Source organism: Methylomonas sp. PHL2-19 (assembly GCF_059331595.1).
The window spans coordinates 3,391,060-3,411,855 of sequence record NZ_CP196839.1 but is presented as its reverse complement, the minus strand read 5'-3'; the positions used below and the strand labels follow the sequence as shown (position 1 = coordinate 3,411,855).

Below are 20,796 nucleotides of genomic sequence, written 5' to 3'. Positions count from 1 at the left end.
CATAATCCCTTTGAAAATCGATTGGCGAGCCATATTGATTGAGTTTTCAATCAAACGATAACTAGCGAATGCCACGCCAACTGCTTACAGATACCCACTGGGAAAAGCTAAAAACGATTATGTTGAGTTTCAGCATTTACGACAAACCCGGTCTTCGGCAAACGGTCGAAGGGATTTTTTATCGCTTGCGTGTTGGCTGCCCTTGGCGAGACTTGCCCGTCGCTTTTGGCAAGTGGAATGCCGCGTACAAGCGCTTCAATGCCTGGTCACTGCAAGAAAAGCTGAGGGGTATCTTTCAAGCGCTAGTGATTGAGCCTGATTTGGAATGGCTATTTATTGATGGCAGCATTATTAAAGCCCATCAACACAGTAGCGGCGGCGCCCATGAAAATCCAACAGCCATCGGGAAATCGGTCGCAGGCAACACGACCAAAATCCATATGGCGGTTGATGCCGGTGGACTTCCCATCCAGTTTTCGATTACGGGGGGCGAAGTACATGACTGCAAAGAAGCGCCGGAATTTGTGGCCAAGCTCCCCCAGGCGGGCTACATGATTGCAGACAAAGGGTATGACAGCGAGCCGTTACGGATTCAAATTCGAGACCAAGGCACAGTCCCCATCATCCCAAGAAAACAAAATTCAATAGTCGGGAATGAGGAAATGGACTGGTGTCTCTATAAATATCGCCACCTCGTTGAAAACGTATTTGCGCGACTGAAACATTTTAGAGCTATTGCCACCCGATATGACAAACTAAAACGCAATTTTGAAGGTGCTATCGCCCTGGCTTGTGCATTTATATGGTTACCGATGTGAAACGGCAACAGCCCCTATTTGTTTTCTAGCTCTTTAGCCTTTTTGGATTTGGAAGCCAGTGCGCTGTTTGGGCAATTCTTCTGGGGAGCCGATTTTGAAGGAACGGATTTGTCACATGCTAGTTTTTCTGGCACAGAGCTCTGTGAAGCATTTATGGATGGCGCATGTTTGGTAGAAGCTCATCTTGAAGAATCAAATTTGGGCTTTGCGTCTCTAAGATATGTCAATTGTGAAGGCGCAATTCTAATCAACGCAAACTTTAGAGAAGCAGACCTAGAGGGGGCTAACTTTAAAGACGCGAATATTGCGGGTGCAAACTTCGAAGGCGCCAATCTGAAAAATACAAATCTTCACGAAGCACTGAATTTCGAATCGGCGAATCTTAAAAACACTATTTACGACAAAAGTAATCCTACTTCTACAGATTAGGTTGGAATAAGCTTTTCTCCTCGTTCCAACGCGCTGCGTTGGAACGAGTGGCTAGGCCGCGTTGCGGTTATTTGCACCGCAGCGCGGTGCTTTCCGGTTACCACGCAGCGCGTGGGAACTAGGGGAAAAGATCGTGAACAGGCTCTAAGCAAAAAACCGCTTCAAATACTTCCCGGTATGCGAGCTTTTGTGCTTGGCGATTTGCTTGGGCGTACCTTCCGCCACCAGCAGGCCGCCGCCGCTGCCGCCTTCCGGGCCCATGTCCACAATCCAGTCGGCGGTTTTGATCACGTCCAGATTGTGCTCAATGATGATTACGGTGTTGCCGTGGTCGCGCAGGGTGTGCAACACGGTCAGCAATTGTTTTATGTCATGAAAGTGCAGACCGGTGGTCGGCTCGTCCAGGATGTACAACGTGGTGCCGGTGTCGCGTTTGGATAGTTCCTTCGCCAGTTTCACCCGTTGCGCCTCGCCGCCGGATAGAGTTACGGCGTTCTGGCCCAGCGTGATATAGCTCAATCCCACGTCGATCAAGGTTTGCAGCTTGCGGGCCAGGCTGGGGATGGCCGAGAAGAATTGGGTGGCGTCTTCCACGGTCATTTCCAGCACTTCGTGGATGGTCTTGCCTTTGTAGCGGATTTCCAGGGTCTCGCGGTTATAGCGCTTGCCGTGGCAGATGTCGCAAGGCACGAAGATGTCCGGCAGAAAATGCATTTCTACTTTAATCACGCCGTCGCCGGCGCAGGCTTCGCAGCGGCCGCCCTTGACGTTGAAGCTGAAACGGCCCGGCGTGTAACCGCGCGAGCGGGCCTCCGGCGTCGCGGAGAACAGCTCGCGCACCGGTGTGAAGATGCCGGTATAGGTAGCCGGATTGGAGCGAGGGGTGCGGCCGATGGGGCTTTGGTCGATGTCCACTACTTTGTCGAAGTGTTCCAAACCTTCAATCGCTTCGCAGGGTGCTGGAATGCAACTGGCGCCGTTAATCAGCCGCGCGGCATGGCTGTATAACGTATCGTTGATCAACGTCGATTTACCCGAACCCGAGACGCCCGTCACGCAAGTCATCAAACCCACCGGAAAGCTGACATCGACATTTTGCAGATTGTTGCCGCTGGCTTTGCGGATGGTAACTTGTTTGCTTGGATCGCGCGGCGTGGTTTTCTTGGGAATGTCTATGCTCAAGCCGCCGGACAAATACTGGCCGGTCAAGGAATTGGGATCGGCCAGTATTTGCGCCGGTGTGCCTTGCGACACAATCTGCCCGCCGTGCACGCCAGCACCGGGACCGATGTCCACCACATGGTCGGCGGCGCGGATCGCGTCTTCGTCGTGCTCGACCACGATGACGGTGTTGCCCAAATCGCGCAATCGAAACAGCGTGTTCAGTAGGCGTTCGTTGTCGCGTTGGTGCAAACCTATCGACGGTTCGTCCAGCACGTACATCACGCCCACCAGGCCGGCGCCGATCTGGCTGGCTAGCCTGATACGTTGCGCTTCGCCGCCGGATAAGGTGTCGGCGCTGCGGTCCAGCGTCAGATAATCCAAGCCCACGTTGACTAAAAACTCCAGGCGTTCCTGAATTTCCTTGTTGATTTTGGCGGCGATTTCGCCACGGTGTCCGGGAATATTCAAGCCTTGAAAAAAGCCCAAGGTTTGTTTAATTGGCAAGCGGGTGACGTAATGCAAAGGTTGCTCATCGACAAACACGTTGCGGGCGCCAATGTTTAACCTTGCGCCGTCGCACACCGCGCAAATTTGTTGCGCTAGGTATTTCGACAATTCATCGCGGACCATTTGCGAATCGCTCTCGTGGTAACGGCGCTGCATATTGGGAATGATGCCTTCGAAGGCGTGGCGGCTGGTTTTGGGTTTGCCGTTGCCCATTTGAAAGGTAAAGCTAATTTTTTCCTCGCCGCTGCCGTACAGAATTGCTCCCTGTACATCTTTAGGTATATGCGAGAACGGCGCTTCTGGATCGAAATTGTAATGCTCGGCCAAGGCGCAAATAATTTGATAATAGTATGCGTTGCGCCGATCCCAGCCGCGTACCGCGCCGCCGGCCAGGCTGATCTCAGGATTGTGCACCACCAATTGCGGATCGAAGTGCTGGCGCACGCCCAGACCGTCGCAACTGGGGCAGGCGCCTTTCGGGTTGTTGAACGAGAAAATACGCGGTTCTAGTTCGCTGAGGCTGTAGCCGCAATGTGGGCAGGCGTAACGTTCGGAGAACAATAATTGCTGATCGTTTTCCATCGATGCGGCAATTGCCAAGCCTTCGGATAAGCGTAGCGCTGTTTCGAAGGATTCGGCCAAGCGCAGTTGGATGTCATCACGGATTTTGAAGCGGTCGACGATGACTTCGATGGTGTGTTTTTTCTTTAAATCCAGGGCAGGCGGCTCGTCCAACTCGTAGACTTCGCCGTCGATGCGGGCGCGTAAAAAGCCTTGGGCTTTCAAATCTTCCAGCAGCAACACGTGCTCGCCTTTGCGGTCGTTGATCACCGGCGCCAGCAGCATCCAGCGCTCGCCTTCCGGCTGGGCCAACACTTGATCAACCATCTGGCTGACGGTTTGTGCTTCCAGCGATACGCCGTGCTCCGGGCAGCGCGGAATCCCGACTCTGGCATAAAGTAGACGCAGATAATCGTAAATCTCGGTGATGGTGCCGACCGTGGAGCGCGGATTGTGCGAGGTCGATTTTTGTTCGATGGAAATCGCCGGCGACAAGCCTTCGATATGATCGACGTCGGGTTTTTCCATCATCGACAAGAACTGGCGGGCGTAGGCGGACAAGGATTCGACGTAACGGCGCTGGCCCTCGGCGTAAATCGTGTCGAACGCCAACGATGATTTGCCGGAGCCGGACAGGCCGGTAATGACGATCAACTTGTCGCGCGGCAAGTCCAGATCGATGTTTTTTAAATTATGAGTGCGGGCGCCGCGTATGCTGATGGTGTCCACTGCTGTGCATTCCTGTTTTTTTGAACAACTCCATACTATACGGGGAACGGTGGGCGTTGGGCAAAGAGCGATTTGCTTATGTAGGTTCGTAAGGGGGATGCTCAAGGCGATACATAGATCCATTCCTGGGTCTTGAAGTTATAGCTCCACCAGTCCATGTAATCGTAGGTTACATCGTATATCAGAGTTGGCTGGCCGTCGTAGACATGGAAATACACTCTGCAGCAATCGCGCGCTGCTCGGGAATCAATTCCCATGTCTTTTAGCTTATCCGGGTATCGCTGGTTTTGTAGGTAAAACATTTCAATAGTTTTGGCGATTTGATGGCTCTTGGCTCTGACGCTGTAGTGTCGATAGATGTGGAAAACGAGTACGCTGCTTAGTGATGCTAAAATAATGGCAATCGCAGTCAGGCGGATGGCGCGTTGCAGTGGCGAACGCCAGTAACGCAGGATTTGGATAACTTGGTAGAGCAGTGCTGCTATGGCAATCGGTATGATGATGTAGGCTTTGAGTCGCTCACAACATAAAAAGGTTGCAATGGCAAATAGGATTACGGTGCTCTTATTTGCTTTAAGCAGGGGTAATATTTTATTTGTATTAGTCACGACTTGATCTGACACATCGACTTGAAAAGATGAGAGTTACCGGTTTTGATAGGGGTGTCGAATCCTTACACAAAACACAAAAGGTAACTCCCATGATCCATACAAACAATCCGATCATTAAACACAAAGCGGGGCTGTTAAATTTAGCCCAAGAACTGAATAACGTCTCCAGAGCCTGCAAGGTGATGGGTGTCTCGCGCGATACGTTTTATCGTTATCAAGAGCTTGTGGCCGAAGGTGGCATTGATGCCTTAATCGACAAAAACCGCCGGTCTCCGAATCTGAAGAATCGCGTCGATGAAAGCATTGAGCTAGCAGTGAAAGCCTATGCGGTTGAGTGGCCAGCGCATGGACAGCATCGAACCAGTCATGAACTGCGTAAACAAGGGGTATTCGTATCCGGCAGCGGCGTTCGCTCCATCTGGTTACGGCATGACCTGGAGAACTTTAAAAAGAGGCTTAAAGCACTGGAAGCCAAGGTAGCCGCCGAAGGGTTAATGCTGAGCGATGCGCAGATTGCGGCGTTGGAGAAAAAGCAGCAGGATGATCAAGCCTGCGGCGAAATCGAAACAGCCCACTTGTGCCCTGTGGGTATCCCGGTTACCTGGGTTCGCAGGATACCTTTTACGTTGGCAACCTCAAAGGGGTTGGGCGGATTTACCAGCAGACTTACGTGGACACCTACAGCAAAGTCGCTCACTGCAAACTGTACACCACCAAAACGCCGATTACTGCCGCGGACATCCTGAATGACAAAGTATTGCCGTTCTATGAAGCCAACGCATTACCCGTTCTACGCATTCTGACGGATCGCGGCACAGAATATTGTGGCAAGGTCGAACAGCATGATTATCAGCTATATCTGGCGATCAACGACATCGACCAGACCAAAACCAAGGCCATGTCGCCGCAAACCAATGGGATTTGCGAACGCTTCCACAAGACCATCTTGCAGGAGTTCTATCAGGTCACGTTCCGCAAAAAGCTCTATAGCGACCTGGATGAACTCCAAAAAGATCTGGACGAATGGCTGGTTTATTACAACAATGACCGAACTCATCAGGGCAGAATGTGCAACGGCAGAACGCCGATGGATACCTTGCTGGATGGAAAACAGATTTGGGCTCAAAAAAATCTGAACCAAATCTAATCTGACAGACACCCCGCAAAAACGGTAACTGTCAGATCAGGTCTGAGCTAATACACAAACGCTAAGGCCGGTTTCCCCGTGCATATTTAGGGGCTGTTGCCATTTTGTCATAATCCCTTTGAAAATCGATTGGCGAGCCATATTGATTGAGTTTTCAATCAAACGATAACTAGCGAATGCCACGCCAACTGCTTACAGATACCCACTGGGAAAAGCTAAAAACGATTATGTTGAGTTTCAGCATTTACGACAAACCCGGTCTTCGGCAAACGGTCGAAGGGATTTTTTATCGCTTGCGTGTTGGCTGCCCTTGGCGAGACTTGCCCGTCGCTTTTGGCAAGTGGAATGCCGCGTACAAGCGCTTCAATGCCTGGTCACTGCAAGAAAAGCTGAGGGGTATCTTTCAAGCGCTAGTGATTGAGCCTGATTTGGAATGGCTATTTATTGATGGCAGCATTATTAAAGCCCATCAACACAGTAGCGGCGGCGCCCATGAAAATCCAACAGCCATCGGGAAATCGGTCGCAGGCAACACGACCAAAATCCATATGGCGGTTGATGCCGGTGGACTTCCCATCCAGTTCTCGATTACGGGGGGCGAAGTACATGACTGCAAAGAAGCGCCGGAATTTGTGGCCAAGCTCCCCCAGGCGGGCTACATGATTGCAGACAAAGGGTATGACAGCGAGCCGTTACGGATTCAAATTCGAGACCAAGGCACAGTCCCCATCATCCCAAGAAAACAAAATTCAATAGTCGGGAATGAGGAAATGGACTGGTGTCTCTATAAATATCGCCACCTCGTTGAAAACGTATTTGCGCGACTGAAACATTTTAGAGCTATTGCCACCCGATATGACAAACTAAAACGCAATTTTGAAGGTGCTATCGCCCTGGCTTGTGCATTTATATGGTTACCGATGTGAAACGGCAACAGCCCCTAGTAAGTTGCATCAATCCTTACAGATGCTTCAGCATGTCCCGTTTGCTAGCGTTAACCCAATGCGCTCAACTTAAGCAACAACGCCGAAATCAAGGCAGTTTGCAACAAGCCCACGCTGACTATCCAGCGGATCAATTCGCTTTTGGTTTCGGCCAATTTGGCGTCTTGCTTCAGCTCCAGCTCCTTGATGTCGCGCTTAAGGCCGGTTTCCAGTTCCTTTAAGTCGCGCTTGGTCGATAAATCATCCAAATCGTAATCGTGTTTCGCTTGTTCCAATGTTGCGGAAATGGCGGTTTTTTGCAACTTGGTGATGATTTCCGCTTGCTCTTCGCTAAATCCCGCTGCTTTCAGTTCTTTCACAAATTCATGGGTGTCGAACATGATCGCAGTCATTTTGGTTTCCTAGATGGATATTTTCCGCTGCATTCTAACACGCGAAAATCCTTGGCAAATACTCTTCAGGCTTCATTCCGGCGCTGGAGTCTCTCCTTGATAAACTGGTACTATAGCCACCTTTAACGACGCAAGGCAAAGGGGAGTTTGGTTTGACACAGGTTCAGGATATTACCAGTCCGATGACGGCCATGGAGAAGCGGGCTACCGTATCGCTGGCCAGTATCTATGCGCTCAGAATGCTGGGTTTGTTCATGTTGCTGCCGGTGTTGTCGCTGTTTACCGAACAAATGCCCGGTTCGACGCCCAAGCTGGTAGGTTTGACGATGGGTATCTATGGCCTGACGCAAGCCATCCTGCAAATTCCGTTCGGTTTGTTGTCGGACCGTTTTAGCCGTAAGACGGTCATTGTGATTGGACTGGTTTTATTTGTGGCCGGCAGCGTCTGGGCGGCGCTGGCGACCGATATTTACGGCGTTTTGATTGGGCGAGCCTTGCAAGGCTGCGGGGCGATTTCTGCTGCGGTCATGGCCTTGCTGGCCGACTTGACCCAGGAAGTACACCGCACCAAAGCCATGGCGACCATAGGTGCCAGCATCGGCGTGTCGTTCGGGGTGGCTATCACTCTGGGACCTATCATCGCCCATCATTTCGGCATTGCCGGCATCTTCTGGATGATTGCGGTATTGGCGGCGCTGGCCATTTTGGTGATTCTGTTTGTCGTGCCTAACCCGGAAAAAATTACCACCCACCGCGATGCCGAGTACATCCCTTCGGAGCTGGGTTCGGTCATCAAGAATGCCGATCTGTTGCGCTTGAACTACGGTATTTTTGCGCTGCATTTGATCCTGATGGCCAGTTTCGTGGTGGTGCCGCTACTGATGCGCGATGCTGGTTTGCAAGGTGGGAATCACTGGATGGTATATCTGCCGGTGTTGGTGACGTCGATGGCTATGATTATCCCCTTCGTGATCATCGCCGAGAAAAAGCGGCAGATGAAGAAAGTGTTTATCGGCGCGATTGCCACCTTGGTGATTGCCAACATTGGCTTTGTGTTGCTGCACGGCGAGTTGATCGGATTGATCGCTTGCTTGTGGATCTTTTTCTGCGGGTTCAATCTGCTGGAAGCCACCTTGCCGTCATTGATTTCCAAAACCGCACCCGGCGACCTAAAAGGCACGGCGATGGGCATCTATTCCAGCGCCCAATTCCTCGGCGCGTTTTTAGGCGGTGGCGCTGGTGGCTGGTTGTACGGCGAATTCGGCGCCGCGGCGGTGTTTATGTTTTCGGCGGGCGTTGCCGCCAGCTGGATAGTCATCGCGCTGTTCATGTCGCCACCGCGCTACTGGGCCAATTTGCTGTTGCCATTGCAGGCGATCAAACCCGAACGCGGAGCGGAATTTTCCAAAGCTTTGTTGGCGATTAACGGCATTGAAGAGGTACGGCTGCATTTCGAAGAAAATGCCGCGTATCTGAAAGTCGATAACCAGCAGCTCGATAAAAATCAATTAGGTCTTTTTTTGAAGCAGTGGCAATAAGCCGCTGTTACTCGCAATTTTTACACGGAGAACACCATGCTGAATAAAGTTATGCTGATCGGCCGCCTCGGCGCCGATCCGGAAGTGCGCTATATGCCGAGCGGCGATGCTATTACCACGATACGGTTGGCCACCGATAGACGCTGGAAAGATAGGCAAACTGGTGAGCGCAAGCAAGAAACCGAATGGCACCGGGTAGTGTTTTTCAGTGGTTTGGCGAAAATCGCCGGCGAATATCTGAAAAAAGGTAGCCAATGTTATGTCGAAGGCCGTATCCGTACCCAAAAATGGCAAGGCCAGGACGGTCAAGATAGGTACACAACCGAAATCGTTGCCGACAATATGCACATGCTGGACAGTAAAAGCGGCGGCACTGCCAGCTACTCGGACAATAATACTCCGCCGGCCAGTAGCTATGACAATCGCTCTTCCGGACCTTCAGGCCCACAAGCTGCGCCGGCTTCCTATGACGATTTCGACGACGATATTCCGTTCTGAGACTTACCTTAGAAGAAGCAAAAAGCCCCTACTCAGGGGCTTTTTTATAGCGCGCGAAATCTGTTTGTTCTGCGCCGTCTAAAACGCCACTTTACATATTATTCGCTGTCTACAGATACTAGAGCCCCTCGATATTTGCCGCAATAAACTCATCTGGTAAGCTAGCGTTTTAGAGGGCTACCTAAAGCACGGGGGGGGCATATGTTTTTCGGTTTGCGCAACATTTTCATAGCGGATGACAAAACGTGCCGGTTGATACTTGCCGAGCAGCGTTGGCAATACACCGGGTCTGACGCGGCGACAGTCTCCGATTCAGTACGTTCGTTAGTTGTTTTTAGACTGGCAGCTACACACCTGAATTGCTGCAGGATTGCTAATAAAGTGGCGGCCGGCATTGTTTTGCATGGATAACTTTTGCATTTTTATGCGTTGCGCAACGGCTGAATGTTGCAGGGTTTATCGCGGTGATTAAGGACACGCTGATTAAATTCTTCGACCCGCTCAGGTTTAACCAGCAGCGAAATCGGCATGCTGAGCGTTTTCTGCAGATCCGCTTCCAACGAATTCCCATCCACTTGACTTCAATTGTGTCTGTGGCGATACCTATGGCCGCAGGTTTACTGCAATGGTCGCTATGGTCCGCGCTGTCGCCCCTGACCTGGAGTTTGTTTTATCCGGCGGTATTTTTAAGTGCCTACTTGGGAGGAGTGCTTAGCGGCCTGCTTGCTACCGCAATGGCCGTTTCAATGGGTATCTATTTTTTTATCCCGCCTGAGGGAAGTTTTAACATTGCGGACGTGCGTTATTACTATTCCACGGCGATTTTTTCCTTGATGGGGCTGTCGTTTAATCTGGCTTTCGAACAATTGCGCCGCTCCAAAGCCGAATTGCAGCGCATTGCCAGTTTGGAATCGGAGGTTAACCACCGGCGTTTGAACCAAGCACTTCGCGCTGCCAACGCCGGTATCTGGGAGTGGAATTTACAGACCAACGAAAATCAATGGGATGAAGGTTTGTGGCGCCTGTATGGCTTGGAGCCGTTTGCTTGCCAAGCAAGCTACGACGTCTGGCTGTCCACTGTGCATCCGGATGATCGCGCCATCGCACAAGCGGCAATTCACCAAGCGGTACAGCAAAATATCGAGTTGAACGTGGAATGGCGGCTTGCCGCACTAGTCGACGGCCGGGAGCGTTGGCTGATGTCGCGTGGTCAACCAGAGTTGGATGAGAAAGGTCGGCCTTTACTCTATCGAGGTATTGTCTTAGACATCACCGAACGCCGGCAAATCGAGCAAAGCCTGATAGAAAAAGAACGGCTGCTGGCAGATTCTCAGGCCGTGGCTCATATTGGTTCTTGGGTTCGCTACCTACCTGGCGGCCAAGCGATGTGGAGCGAAGAAACCTTTCGGGTATTTGGCCTATCACCCGAAACCGATCAAGCCTTATCCATGGAGCAGTTGTTGGAAACGGTGCATCCCGATGACCGTGCCGCCAGACGCGCCTGGCATCAGGACTGTTTGGCGGGTAACAGCGGTAATGGTTTGGAATACCGTATTTGTACTCCGCAAGGACAGCAGCGTTGGGTGTTGTCCAAAGCCAAACTGGAGACCACGGCCGATGGTCAACCCTGGCGCTTGATTGGGACCGTACAAGACATCACCGAAGCCAAGCTCGCGGCCGCGGAAAAGCAGCGTTGGATCGATGCTTTCCGCTATTGCGGGCACGGTATAGCCATAGGCAACCCCGAGACCGGCCGCCTGGTAACCTGCAATCCGGCGTTTGCCGAGATGCTGGGTTACGACAACGCCGATCAGTTTGAAGGCCAACTCATTCTGTCCCTGTACGCGCCGGAATACGTCGAATCGGCCGCACAGCGTCTGCATGAAGCCGACCAATTCGGCAAAATACGTTACGAATCGGTTTATCGGCGCCAGGATGGTTCTAAGTTTGACGTGGCGGTGGATTTGGTCAGCGTCAAAAATGCCGAGCAAAAGGTGATGTATCGGGTGGCCACGGTACAGGACATCAGCGTGCGGAAAAAACAGGAAATGGAATTGCTGCAATATCGGGATCATTTGCAGAACCTGGTCGAACAACGGACGGAACAGCTCAACCAAGCCTTGCAACGCGCAGAGCATTTGACGCAGGTAAAAAGCAGTTTTGTGGCGAATATGAGCCACGAAATCCGCACGCCGATGAATGCGGTGCTGGGGTTTTGCTATTTGCTGGAACAACACACGCTGAACGAAGAAGAACACAGTTTGGTGCGGAAAATTCGTGATGCCGGGCGTTCTTTGTTGGCGATTATTAACGATATTCTGGATTTTTCCAAAATCGAGGCCGGACGCCTGGAGATCGAAAACCTGCCGTTCCGGCTCAGCGATATGTTCGATCACCTTGCGGCCTTGATGGCGGCGGCAGCCGACCACAAAAATCTGGAATTGATCATTATCCCGCCGGCCGGTGTCGATGCTCTGGTCGGCGATGGCCTGCGCATTCAACAAGTCTTGATTAATTTACTCGGCAACGCGATTAAATTTACCGAACGCGGCGAAGTCGTGTTGCGCGTGACTGTCGATGATTGGCAAAGCGGCGATACGGTGGCGATGCGCTTTGCCGTCAGCGATACCGGTATCGGTATTTCCGAACCGCAATTGGACGATGTGTTTGCCGCCTTTACCCAGGCAGATAATACAATCAGCCGCCGCTTTGGCGGCTCGGGCCTTGGCTTGGCAATTTGTCGCCAGCTGGTGAATTTGATGGGGGGCGAGTTGCGGGTAAACAGCGTAGCCGGCCAAGGCAGCGAATTTTGGTTTGTCCTGCGGTTGCAGCGGCATCTTGATTGCAATCCGGCGCAGTCTCTCCCGCATTTGCACCATTTGAAATTGCTGGTGGTCGATGATTGTGAGACTACGCGCGAAGCCGTCAATACCTCGGCGCGAAGTCTTGATTGGTATGCCAACGCCGTCGACTCGGGTGAGGCGGCAATCGTCGAACTGCTCGCCAGTCTGGAACGCGCCGATCCTTATGACGTGCTGTTGCTGGATTGGCCTATGCCGGATGTCGACGGTACGAGCATAGCCGAAGCTATCCGGGCTTCATTGGCGGCGGTTAACCCAGATCAGCCGCGTATAGCCATTATCTTGATGATCAGCTCATCCTATTCCCGGGAACTGCTGGCGGTTGATGCCGACATGAAGCATGTCGAGGGGATATTGAGCAAACCGGTAACCCCTTCCGCATTGTATAACGCCGTCGCGGCGGTATTGTCGAAATCCCCGCCGCTGCCAGTTTTGCCGGATAAATCGTGCAATTCGGCAGGCACACGTATGCAAGGTCTGCGGATATTGGTGGTGGACGATAGCGACATCAATCGCGAAGTGGCCAGGCGCATTTTGGAGTCGGAGGGCGCGCAAGTCAGCTTGGCGTGTGACGGCCAAGACGCGGTGGATTGGTTGTTTAAAAACCCTGGTGCTGTGGATTTGGTATTGATGGATGTGCAAATGCCGCGCATGGACGGTTATGCCGCCACGCGGCGGATACGCAAAAATCCGGCGTGGTCTGATTTACCCATCCTGGCACTCACGGCCGGCGCCTTTAAAAACTTGCAGGAAGCAGCGCTGGAAGCCGGTATGAACGATTTTATCGCCAAGCCCTTTAACGTACCGCAAATGCTGGCTTTGATCAGGCGTTGGGCCGGAAACAATTCGCCGCTCGGATTGACGGGGCTGGCATCCGGCGATCTGGATGACGGGCTGATTCCCCGCGGCCAATCCGCCCCACTCATTGTGCCGACAACTCCAGACCCAGACGATTGGCCGGGAATCGATGTTAACGCCGGCCTAAAAATGTGGCATAAGCGCGATCTTTACCAGGCCTATCTGGCACGCTTTGTCGAGCAGTATCGCACAGCCGGACGGGACATTAGTGTCGCTGCAGAGCAAGGTCAACTTGCCGAGCTTGCCACCCTGACGCACAAGTTAAAAGGCGCGGCTTACGGTTTGGCTCTGACCGAGGTAGCCAAACGCAGCGTCGAACTGGAAACGGCCTTGCATCACAGTCAGCCGTTGGGCGCGGCCGCCGCAGCGCTGCAACAGGCGCTTGACGCGGTGATCATCAGCATCGGTAACTTAAGCGCAAACACCCTGTCACCGCTTGATCATAGTACTCAAAGCGAGGCGCCCGATGGTATCAAACCCTTGTTAAGCGAATTATTAACGGCGCTGGATGAAGATAACCCCGGTCATGCCGAGCGCCTATTGCTGAAATTGGCGGGCTTGGTGGATGCCGATTTATTGGTGCCGCTCGCGACACAAATTCGCGACTATAATTTTCGGCAAGCTGAAAGCTTAGTTCTGGCGTTAATAAGCCAGCTCGATATACCAAAACAGTAAGATACTCATGCCTAATAATCCGATTTTGATCGTGGATGACGAACCCGCGAATTTGGCGATACTTCGTGAAATTCTGGAGCCTACCTATCGTTTGGTGTTTGCGCGTAACGGTGAGGAAACCCTGCTGGCGGTTGCCAAACACCGGCCGAGTTTAATTTTGCTAGATATTCAGATGCCGGATATGAACGGCTACCAAGTTTGTCGGGCTTTGAAAGCCGATCCGGTCACCGAAACCATCCCGGTCATATTCGTCACGGCTTTATCCGACTTGGGCGATGAAGAGCAAGGGTTTGCGGTGGGTTGTGTGGATTACTTGAGTAAGCCTGTTGTACCCAGTCTGGTGCGGGCGCGAGTAAAAACCCATTTATCATTGGTAAGAGCGACGCAGTTGGAAAAAAGCCACCGCGACGCCATCTATATGTTGGGCGAAGCCGGCCACTATAACGACAACGATACCGGGGTACATATTTGGCGGATGGCCGCTTATGCTAAAGCCTTGGCATTAAATGTCGGCTGGACGTGTGCCGATGCCGAATTGCTGGAGTTTGCCGCGACGATGCATGATACCGGCAAAATCGGCGTGCCCGATGCGGTACTGAGTAAACCGGGTGCGCTGGATGAAGACGAATGGCGCATCATGCGCCGGCATTGCCAGATTGGTTACGATATTCTGTCAAAAAGCGATGCACCGATTTTTAAACTGGCGGCCGAAGTGGCCTTGTCGCATCACGAAAAATGGGACGGCACCGGCTACCCGAATGGGCTGGCTAACCTCAATATTCCCGAATCGGTGCGTATCGTCGGGGTGGCCGACGTGTTCGACGCGCTAACCATGCGCCGGCCTTATAAAGAAGCATGGCCGGTCGATAAGGCGGTCGCGACTATCCGCGAAGGCGCCGGGCAGCATTTCGATCCGGCGATGGTGACCTGTTTTCTGGATATTCAACCGCAAATTTTGCAAATCAAGGCCGACTGGGAAATTCGCGAATTGGCGAAAACTTGATAGGTACTGATAAGCTTTTTGCTGCCGACATGACGATTTTGAAGATGCAGGGCTATCCAGTCAGAGCAGTTGCTTCCGGCAATTTTTAGGAAAAATACTTCTCGGTCGGCTATTGCCATGCGTCGGTGTTCTGCGCATACTTGCGGCTAAGTTTTATCAGTATCAACAGGGATGAAAACGTCAAAAATCCTACCGCCAGCCATCAATAGTGCTCCAAGCTGCGCCATCAGCGCGATTCGCCAGGCAAAGACTTTGGAAATCTCGCTGTCCGGAGACTGGGTGCTGGATGCGCAATTACCCGCTTTGGAACCCATACTCGCGCAGATTGAAACCCAGGTTATCGAAAAAATCGTCGTGTCTACGGCGGCGCTTGGCCGTTGGGACAGCATGTTGGTGACGGAATTAATTAAGCTAATTGATTACGCCGAGCAAAAACAGGTGGGCGTGGATAAGGCCAGCTTGCCGGCATCGATTCAAGGCTTGTTGGCTCTGGTTGCCGCCGTGCCGGAGCGCGTCGATGCGCACCGCGAGCAAACCCAGAGGTCGTGGTCGCAGGCTTTGGCGGTCAGCACCGGAAAAGCCATTCAGCATGGCAAGGAGATGTTGATTTTTGTCGGGGAAATGATGATCAGCATCTTCGCCACGCTGCGCGGACAAGCCCACTTTCGCCGCCAGGATTTATGGCTGTATATTCAAGAGTGCGGGCCGTCGGCGTTGCCTATCGTCACCTTGATCAGCTTGTTGGTGGGGTTGATTCTGGCTTTCGTCGGCGCGGTGCAGCTGTCGTTGTTCGGCGCGCAAATTTACATTGCCAACTTGGTTAGTCTGGGCATGACCCGGGAAATGGGCGGTTTGATGACGGCGATTATTATGTCCGGCCGCACCGGCGCCGCGTATGCCGCGCAGATTGGTACGATGCACGTCAACAGCGAAATCGATGCGTTAAAAACCATGAACCTGGACCCGATGGCGTTTCTGGTGTTGCCGCGCATGTTGGCCTTGATCATCATCATGCCGCTTTTATGTCTTTATGCCGATTTGATGGGCATCATCGGCGGCGGCTTTGTAACGGTGAATTTTTTTGACGTGTCGCTGACCGAGTATCTGGACCGCACCGCCCATGCCGTGAAGATGAAGGATTTTATTATCGGCTTCGTGAAGTGCTCGGTGTTCGGGATTTTGATTGCGCTATCGGGTTGCATGCGCGGCATGCAATGCGGCCGCAGTGCCTCGGCGGTCGGCGATGCCGGCACCTCGGCGGTGGTAACCGCCATCGTGTTTATCGTCGTTGCCGACTCGGTAATGACCATCATCTGCAACCGGCTGGGGATTTAACGATGGCCGAGGCCTGCATTACAGTAAAAAATCTAACCATGACTTACGGCGATTTCGTGATTCAGCGCGATCTGAATTTTACGATCAATCGTGGCGACGTGTTTATTATCATGGGCGGCAATGGCTGCGGCAAAACCACCTTGTTGCGGCACATGATAGGCCTAAAGTCCCCGGCAAAAGGCGATGTCTGTTATGGCGATCAAGGCCTCTGGCAAGCCAATCCCAAAGCCCGCCAGCAAATTTTGGCACGCACCGGCGTGTTGTTTCAAAGCGGTGCTCTGCTCAGTTCGATGACCTTAGCGGAAAATGTGGCGCTGCCGATTACCGAAGCTACGCAGTTGCCAGCTAAAAAGGTGCGGGAGATTGTCTCCTATAAACTGGCGTTGGTCGGCTTGGCGGGATTTGAAGATTATTATCCCTCCGAACTCAGCGGCGGCATGCAAAAGCGCGCTGGTCTGGCACGGGCCATGGCCCTGGACCCGGAAATTTTGTTCTTCGACGAACCGTCGGCCGGCTTGGACCCTATCACCGCCAAATTACTGGACGATCTGATTCTGAGCCTGAGTAGCGCTTTGTCGGCCACCATCGTCGTGGTTACCCACGATCTAGACAGTATTTTCGCGATTGGCAACAATTCGGTGTTTCTGGATGCCGAAACCCGTACCAATATTGACGGTGGTTCCCCGCAAAAACTGCTGCACGAATCCAAACACCCCAACGTGATTCGATTTTTAAATCGCGGCGACCAAACCGAGCAAAATAGCAATCATCGACACATGAGGAGTCCTGCGTGAGCAAACAAGCCAATCCACTCGCCATCGGCGCGTTTTTGGTCGGCGCGTTGATTCTGCTGACGGCGGGCGTGATGATCTTTGGCGGCAGTGATTTTTTTAAGGATAAAAAACGCTTCGTGATTTTTTTCGACTCGGCTTTGAACGGTTTGAATGTCGGCGCGCCGGTTAAATTGCAGGGCGTGCAGATCGGCAATGTCAACGAAATTTCCTTGGTGATGGATTCCGCGACCGGCCGGATTTTCAAGCCGGTGGTGATCGAAATCGATCCGGCCTTGTTGCAAGACTTGTCGGTACAGCAATCCGGCGGCCACAGCAAAAAACAGCGTATGCAGGACGCGCAACGGCTGATAGACGCGGGCTTGAAAGGGCGGCTGGAGACGCAGAGCTTGCTGACCGGCTTACTCTATGTCGATCTTAATTTTTATAGCGATAAACCGGTCAATCTGATTAAGCTGGATTACAAAAACCTACCCGAGCTGCCCAGCGTGCCGACTACCGTTGACGAAATCCGCAATACCGCCGATGAAATTCTCAATCGCGCGCGTCAGCTGCCGGTCGAGGAGATGATGAAGAATTTGGCGGATACCCTCAGCGAAATGCGTAGTTTGCTGCAATCCGACGACACCAAGCAATCGTTGGCTGCTTTAGCTAAATCCTTGCAGGAAACTCAGCGTTTGATGGCGACATTAAACAATCAGATCGGACCGTTAATGAGCAACGCCAATGGCGCTTTGAGCGATACCCGCACCACCTTGCAGGACTTTAACCAGGAATTGTTGCCGGTGTTGAAAGCCGCCGAACAAAGTCTGAACGCCGCGACCAAGGTGATGGAAGGCTCGCAAAACGCTTTGACCGCTGTCGAAACCTTGGCCGCGCCGGATGCGCAACTCGGGCAAGCCTTGGTGGAAATGCGCAATGCCGCCCGGTCCTTGAAGGATTTAACAGAGTCGCTGGAAAGGCGGCCGGAGTCGTTGATATACGGCAAATAGCTAGATTTAACCGGATGAATATGAAACACATAATTTATTTGCCAATGCTACTTTCAGCGCTGCTGCTGGCCGCTTGTAGCAGTCAGCCGATGCAGTTTTACATGTTGAGCGCCGAAACCGACACGCCGTCTGTTGCTGCCGTTTTACCGGCCGATACGGTGTTGGGCTTAGGCCCGATTCATTTGCCGGCGTATTTGGACAGGCCGCAGCTAGTCACTGCGCTGAGCGAGCATCAATATGAATTGGACGACCAACATCGCTGGGCTGAACGTCTGGATGACAATATTGCCCGGGTTTTGCGGCTTTCTTTAGCCAAACAATTGGGCATAGACCAAGTGGTTCGCTATCCCTGGACACCGCGTCAGGCTATCGATTACCAAATTAGTTTTGATATTCTTGAGTTACATCAAACCGCCAGCGGCCAAAGCCGCTTCTCCGTGCAATGGCAGTTAAAAAAAGCCGAACAAGTCGTGCTCGGCAAACGCTTCGAATGCAGCGAAGCGGCAGGTAAGGGCGCTGAAGCCAGTGTCGCTGCGCAAAGCCGTTGCTTGACGCGCTTTAGTATTGAATTGGCTAATGAAATTGCCGGACTGGACTCAATGCATGGCCGTTGAAAGCGGCTAAGACCATCTGATCGTTCTGCTGGAACGCCATTTTTTAGGTGTCGCTGCTACGGCTTATTTGCCATCCAACACCACGATTCCGTCCCATGCCAAAGGCGGCATTTCACTATAGTGCAAAGCTTTTTGCAGATAAAAACGGCTGGGTCCGTCGTTGGAGTCGACAGCGAGTGCCGTTTGGAATAAGCGAGTAGCCTCCGGCCACCGGCCTTCCTGGAATGCGGCCAAACCGTCGGCAAACAGAGCGTGCATTTGGTTCTGCGAGTTATCGCCGCTGATTTTTACCCCGACGACTTCCACTAGATTCAACGGCTCCGCACGGCCGACGACGCGAAACGTACCTACCGGTCGGGTAACGATGCCCTCCAAGTCGGCTGCGATGCTCTGCGATGCCAGAATCCGGGTGCCTAAATACTTGTTCACTCCCTGAATCCGCGACGCAATGTTGACCGTATCGCCAATAGCCCGGTAATGACTGGAGCTGCCGGCGTCCAGGCTGCCCAGCGTTAGATCCCCTTCATGCAAGCCGATGCGGGTGGCGAGTGGCTCCTGGCTGGAGGAGAGGTTGAACGACGCCACCGCCGTGGCCATTTCCAGCGCGGCCAAGCAGGCGGCGCGGCGTTGCTGGGTTGCCGGCGCATCGAACCACACCGCCATCATCGCGTCGCCGGTGACGTCGGCGATGACGCCGTCGTGCGATACCACGGGGTGGCCTAACACTTGGTAATAGGTATTCAATAACTCCCACATTTCTCGGGGCGAGTGTTGGGCGGCGATGGCGGTATAGCCTTCTATGTCGGTGGCTAGACACAAACCGGAAACATCTTTTTCGCTTTTAGCGATGCCGGCGTTAGTGCTTTCGGTCCATTGTCCCGGCGCCGCAGGCAACATGCCGACCCATTGCGGAAACACTCTGCTGACGAATTCAAGTATCCGCCCCCGTTCGCACATTAAGTCGTAACGCGACCAGGCCAAACTGAGCAACCATGACAATGGCAATTGAATCAATAAGGGTCCGGCGATTGGCAACCACCAGTGGCGCTGCCCAAACAACCAGACAGCCGAGCCGGCGTAAGCCGAGGCAAACACCAGGCTGAGGACGATACCGGGCCAGCCGGCAAAACTGAATAGCAACAAGGCGACAAGCAAACCAAATACGCTGGAAATTATCCAGCCCGGCGCCGGGATCTCGATAAAACTGTCTTCCAGTAAATTGGCGAATTGCGTGGCCATGATCTCCACGCCGGCCATTTTGCCGGTATGCGAGTCGGAATAGGGGGTTGGAAAAAAGTCCGATTTGCCCGGCGAGAATTGGCGGTTGGCGCGGCCGACGAATATCACTTTGCCTTGTAAGTCTTTAACCTTACCTTCGTAAACATCGGCGTAAGATTCCATTCTGAGCGTGCGCGGCGGGCCGTAGTAATTGAGATAGCGGCTGTCGCCTTCGCAAAATAGTTTGTTGATTCGGAGTTCAGGTGAGGCCTGGCTGGATGTAACGCTGCCGTCAACTTGGCAAGCTCGGCGTTGTTGGGTTAACCAGGCAGACAGTGGTTGACCCTGATCGGGTATTGCGCCGGAATGCTGCAAATAATAAAACCAAACCAGTGTCGGCAGGCTGGGCGATTCAGCCAGCCCGTCGGAAAAAGTCCAGACTTCGCGCACGCTACTATTGCTGGCATCGTTGATCAGATAGAACGGCGCGCTATCCAAAACAGCGCCGGCAATGGTCGAGGTCGGCGACACTTTGCGCATCCCGACCAATTGTTCCGGAAGCTGGATGTTGGTGTCTCCTTCTCGGGAAATGGCCGGGCGGCTATTGCTGTCTGAGCATTCCTCGCGGCCATAAAAATCCTCGGCGCCGTGGCGAAATTTTTGCACGCATTCGACCACTAAAACATTGTCGGCGGCACGCATCGTTGCGGCCAGTTCCTGATCTTCCGAAGATTGGGGGCGAATGAATTGCAGGTCGAAGACGATAAAACTTACTGCCTGCTTTTGCAATTGGCGGATCAAGTCGGCGTGAAAGCGTCGCCAGCGTGTCAAGTCTTGGCCTACGCCAAGAGCGGATTCTGACGTTTCATCCATCGCCACGATGACGACATCGTCGGGTGGTATTTGCGGGCCGCGAATTTGGAATAGTAGGTCTAGACCTTGTGAAATTTCGAAGTTAAAAAGCTTGGCGCTAATATTACTGACTAAAAAACCAGAAATAGTAATAACAGCTATTCTTCTAAAATAACCCATATGAACATATTAGCCTTAGTGTAATAAAAAAATTCAAAGATATGATTATTGTTGCAACTGAGGTTAATATTTTTCTGAC

The 20,796-nt window shown here is 52.6% G+C and carries 15 protein-coding genes and 1 pseudogene; 12 read left to right on the top strand and 4 right to left on the bottom strand.

Going from position 1 to position 20,796, the window contains the following annotated elements; genetic code table 11:
* Positions 1 to 68: 68 nt before the first annotated feature.
* Together ACR02O_RS15770 and ACR02O_RS15765 are read left to right on the top strand one after the other, a co-directional pair.
* Complete coding sequence (locus tag ACR02O_RS15770; protein WP_458137371.1) at positions 69 to 818, top strand: IS5 family transposase; 750 nt, start codon at positions 69 to 71, stop codon at positions 816 to 818.
* A gap of 48 nt (positions 819 to 866) precedes the next feature.
* A complete protein-coding gene (locus ACR02O_RS15765) occupies positions 867 to 1,247 on the top strand; it encodes a pentapeptide repeat-containing protein (RefSeq protein WP_494521985.1) in 381 nt (126 codons plus the stop codon).
* A gap of 144 nt (positions 1,248 to 1,391) precedes the next feature.
* On the opposite strand, the gene uvrA is transcribed toward ACR02O_RS15765, so the two are convergent.
* Both uvrA and ACR02O_RS15755 read right to left on the bottom strand, forming a co-directional pair.
* The gene (uvrA, locus tag ACR02O_RS15760; RefSeq protein WP_494521984.1) at positions 1,392 to 4,208 is read right to left on the bottom strand and encodes an excinuclease ABC subunit UvrA; all 2,817 of its coding nucleotides are present in this window, start codon (positions 4,206 to 4,208) and stop codon (positions 1,392 to 1,394) included.
* Between the two features lie 101 nt (positions 4,209 to 4,309).
* Positions 4,310 to 4,831 (bottom strand): hypothetical protein, encoded by a 522-nt coding sequence (locus ACR02O_RS15755; RefSeq protein WP_458137710.1) that lies wholly within the window; start codon positions 4,829 to 4,831, stop codon positions 4,310 to 4,312.
* Positions 4,832 to 4,908: 77 nt separating this feature from the next.
* Between ACR02O_RS15755 and ACR02O_RS15750 the strand changes: the two are divergent.
* A pseudogene (locus ACR02O_RS15750) lies at positions 4,909 to 5,966 on the top strand (IS481 family transposase).
* A gap of 176 nt (positions 5,967 to 6,142) precedes the next feature.
* On the top strand, positions 6,143 to 6,892 hold the full coding sequence (locus ACR02O_RS15745; protein ID WP_458137371.1) for an IS5 family transposase: 750 nt from the start codon (positions 6,143 to 6,145) through the stop codon (positions 6,890 to 6,892).
* A 68-nt stretch (positions 6,893 to 6,960) separates the two neighbouring features.
* Here ACR02O_RS15745 and ACR02O_RS15740 read toward each other — a convergent pair whose 3' ends face one another.
* The gene (locus ACR02O_RS15740) at positions 6,961 to 7,302 is read right to left on the bottom strand and encodes a coiled-coil domain-containing protein (RefSeq protein WP_458137709.1); all 342 of its coding nucleotides are present in this window, start codon (positions 7,300 to 7,302) and stop codon (positions 6,961 to 6,963) included.
* Between the two features lie 152 nt (positions 7,303 to 7,454).
* Here ACR02O_RS15740 and ACR02O_RS15735 point away from each other — a divergent pair, with 152 nt between their 5' ends.
* From ACR02O_RS15735 to ACR02O_RS15700, 8 genes are all read left to right on the top strand, one after another.
* Entirely contained in the window at positions 7,455 to 8,840 is a 1,386-nt protein-coding gene (locus tag ACR02O_RS15735; RefSeq protein WP_494521983.1) for an MFS transporter, read from the top strand.
* A gap of 36 nt (positions 8,841 to 8,876) precedes the next feature.
* Positions 8,877 to 9,338: a single-stranded DNA-binding protein gene (locus ACR02O_RS15730; protein WP_033158801.1), complete on the top strand. Its 462-nt coding sequence runs from the start codon at positions 8,877 to 8,879 to the stop codon at positions 9,336 to 9,338.
* Positions 9,339 to 9,802: 464 nt separating this feature from the next.
* Positions 9,803 to 13,732, top strand: coding sequence for a response regulator (locus ACR02O_RS15725; RefSeq protein ID WP_494521982.1), 3,930 nt, complete (start codon positions 9,803 to 9,805; stop codon positions 13,730 to 13,732).
* A gap of 7 nt (positions 13,733 to 13,739) precedes the next feature.
* Positions 13,740 to 14,735 carry a response regulator gene (locus ACR02O_RS15720; protein WP_319960733.1) on the top strand — a complete coding sequence of 332 codons (996 nt, stop codon included), beginning with the start codon at positions 13,740 to 13,742 and terminating at the stop codon, positions 14,733 to 14,735.
* 171 nt (positions 14,736 to 14,906) lie between these two features.
* Complete coding sequence (locus tag ACR02O_RS15715; protein ID WP_101053301.1) at positions 14,907 to 16,070, top strand: MlaE family ABC transporter permease; 1,164 nt, start codon at positions 14,907 to 14,909, stop codon at positions 16,068 to 16,070.
* 2 nt (positions 16,071 to 16,072) lie between these two features.
* Positions 16,073 to 16,864 carry an ABC transporter ATP-binding protein gene (locus ACR02O_RS15710; protein ID WP_033158798.1) on the top strand — a complete coding sequence of 264 codons (792 nt, stop codon included), beginning with the start codon at positions 16,073 to 16,075 and terminating at the stop codon, positions 16,862 to 16,864.
* Positions 16,861 to 17,853 (top strand): MlaD family protein, encoded by a 993-nt coding sequence (locus ACR02O_RS15705; RefSeq protein ID WP_033158797.1) that lies wholly within the window; start codon positions 16,861 to 16,863, stop codon positions 17,851 to 17,853. The genes ACR02O_RS15710 and ACR02O_RS15705 overlap by 4 nt, the downstream gene beginning before the upstream one ends.
* Before the next feature lie 20 nt (positions 17,854 to 17,873).
* Complete coding sequence (locus ACR02O_RS15700) at positions 17,874 to 18,467, top strand: PqiC family protein (RefSeq protein WP_165385963.1); 594 nt, start codon at positions 17,874 to 17,876, stop codon at positions 18,465 to 18,467.
* Positions 18,468 to 18,530: 63 nt separating this feature from the next.
* Here ACR02O_RS15700 and ACR02O_RS15695 read toward each other — a convergent pair whose 3' ends face one another.
* Positions 18,531 to 20,717 carry a CHASE2 domain-containing protein gene (locus ACR02O_RS15695; RefSeq protein ID WP_494521981.1) on the bottom strand — a complete coding sequence of 729 codons (2,187 nt, stop codon included), beginning with the start codon at positions 20,715 to 20,717 and terminating at the stop codon, positions 18,531 to 18,533.
* Positions 20,718 to 20,796: the final 79 nt, after the last annotated feature.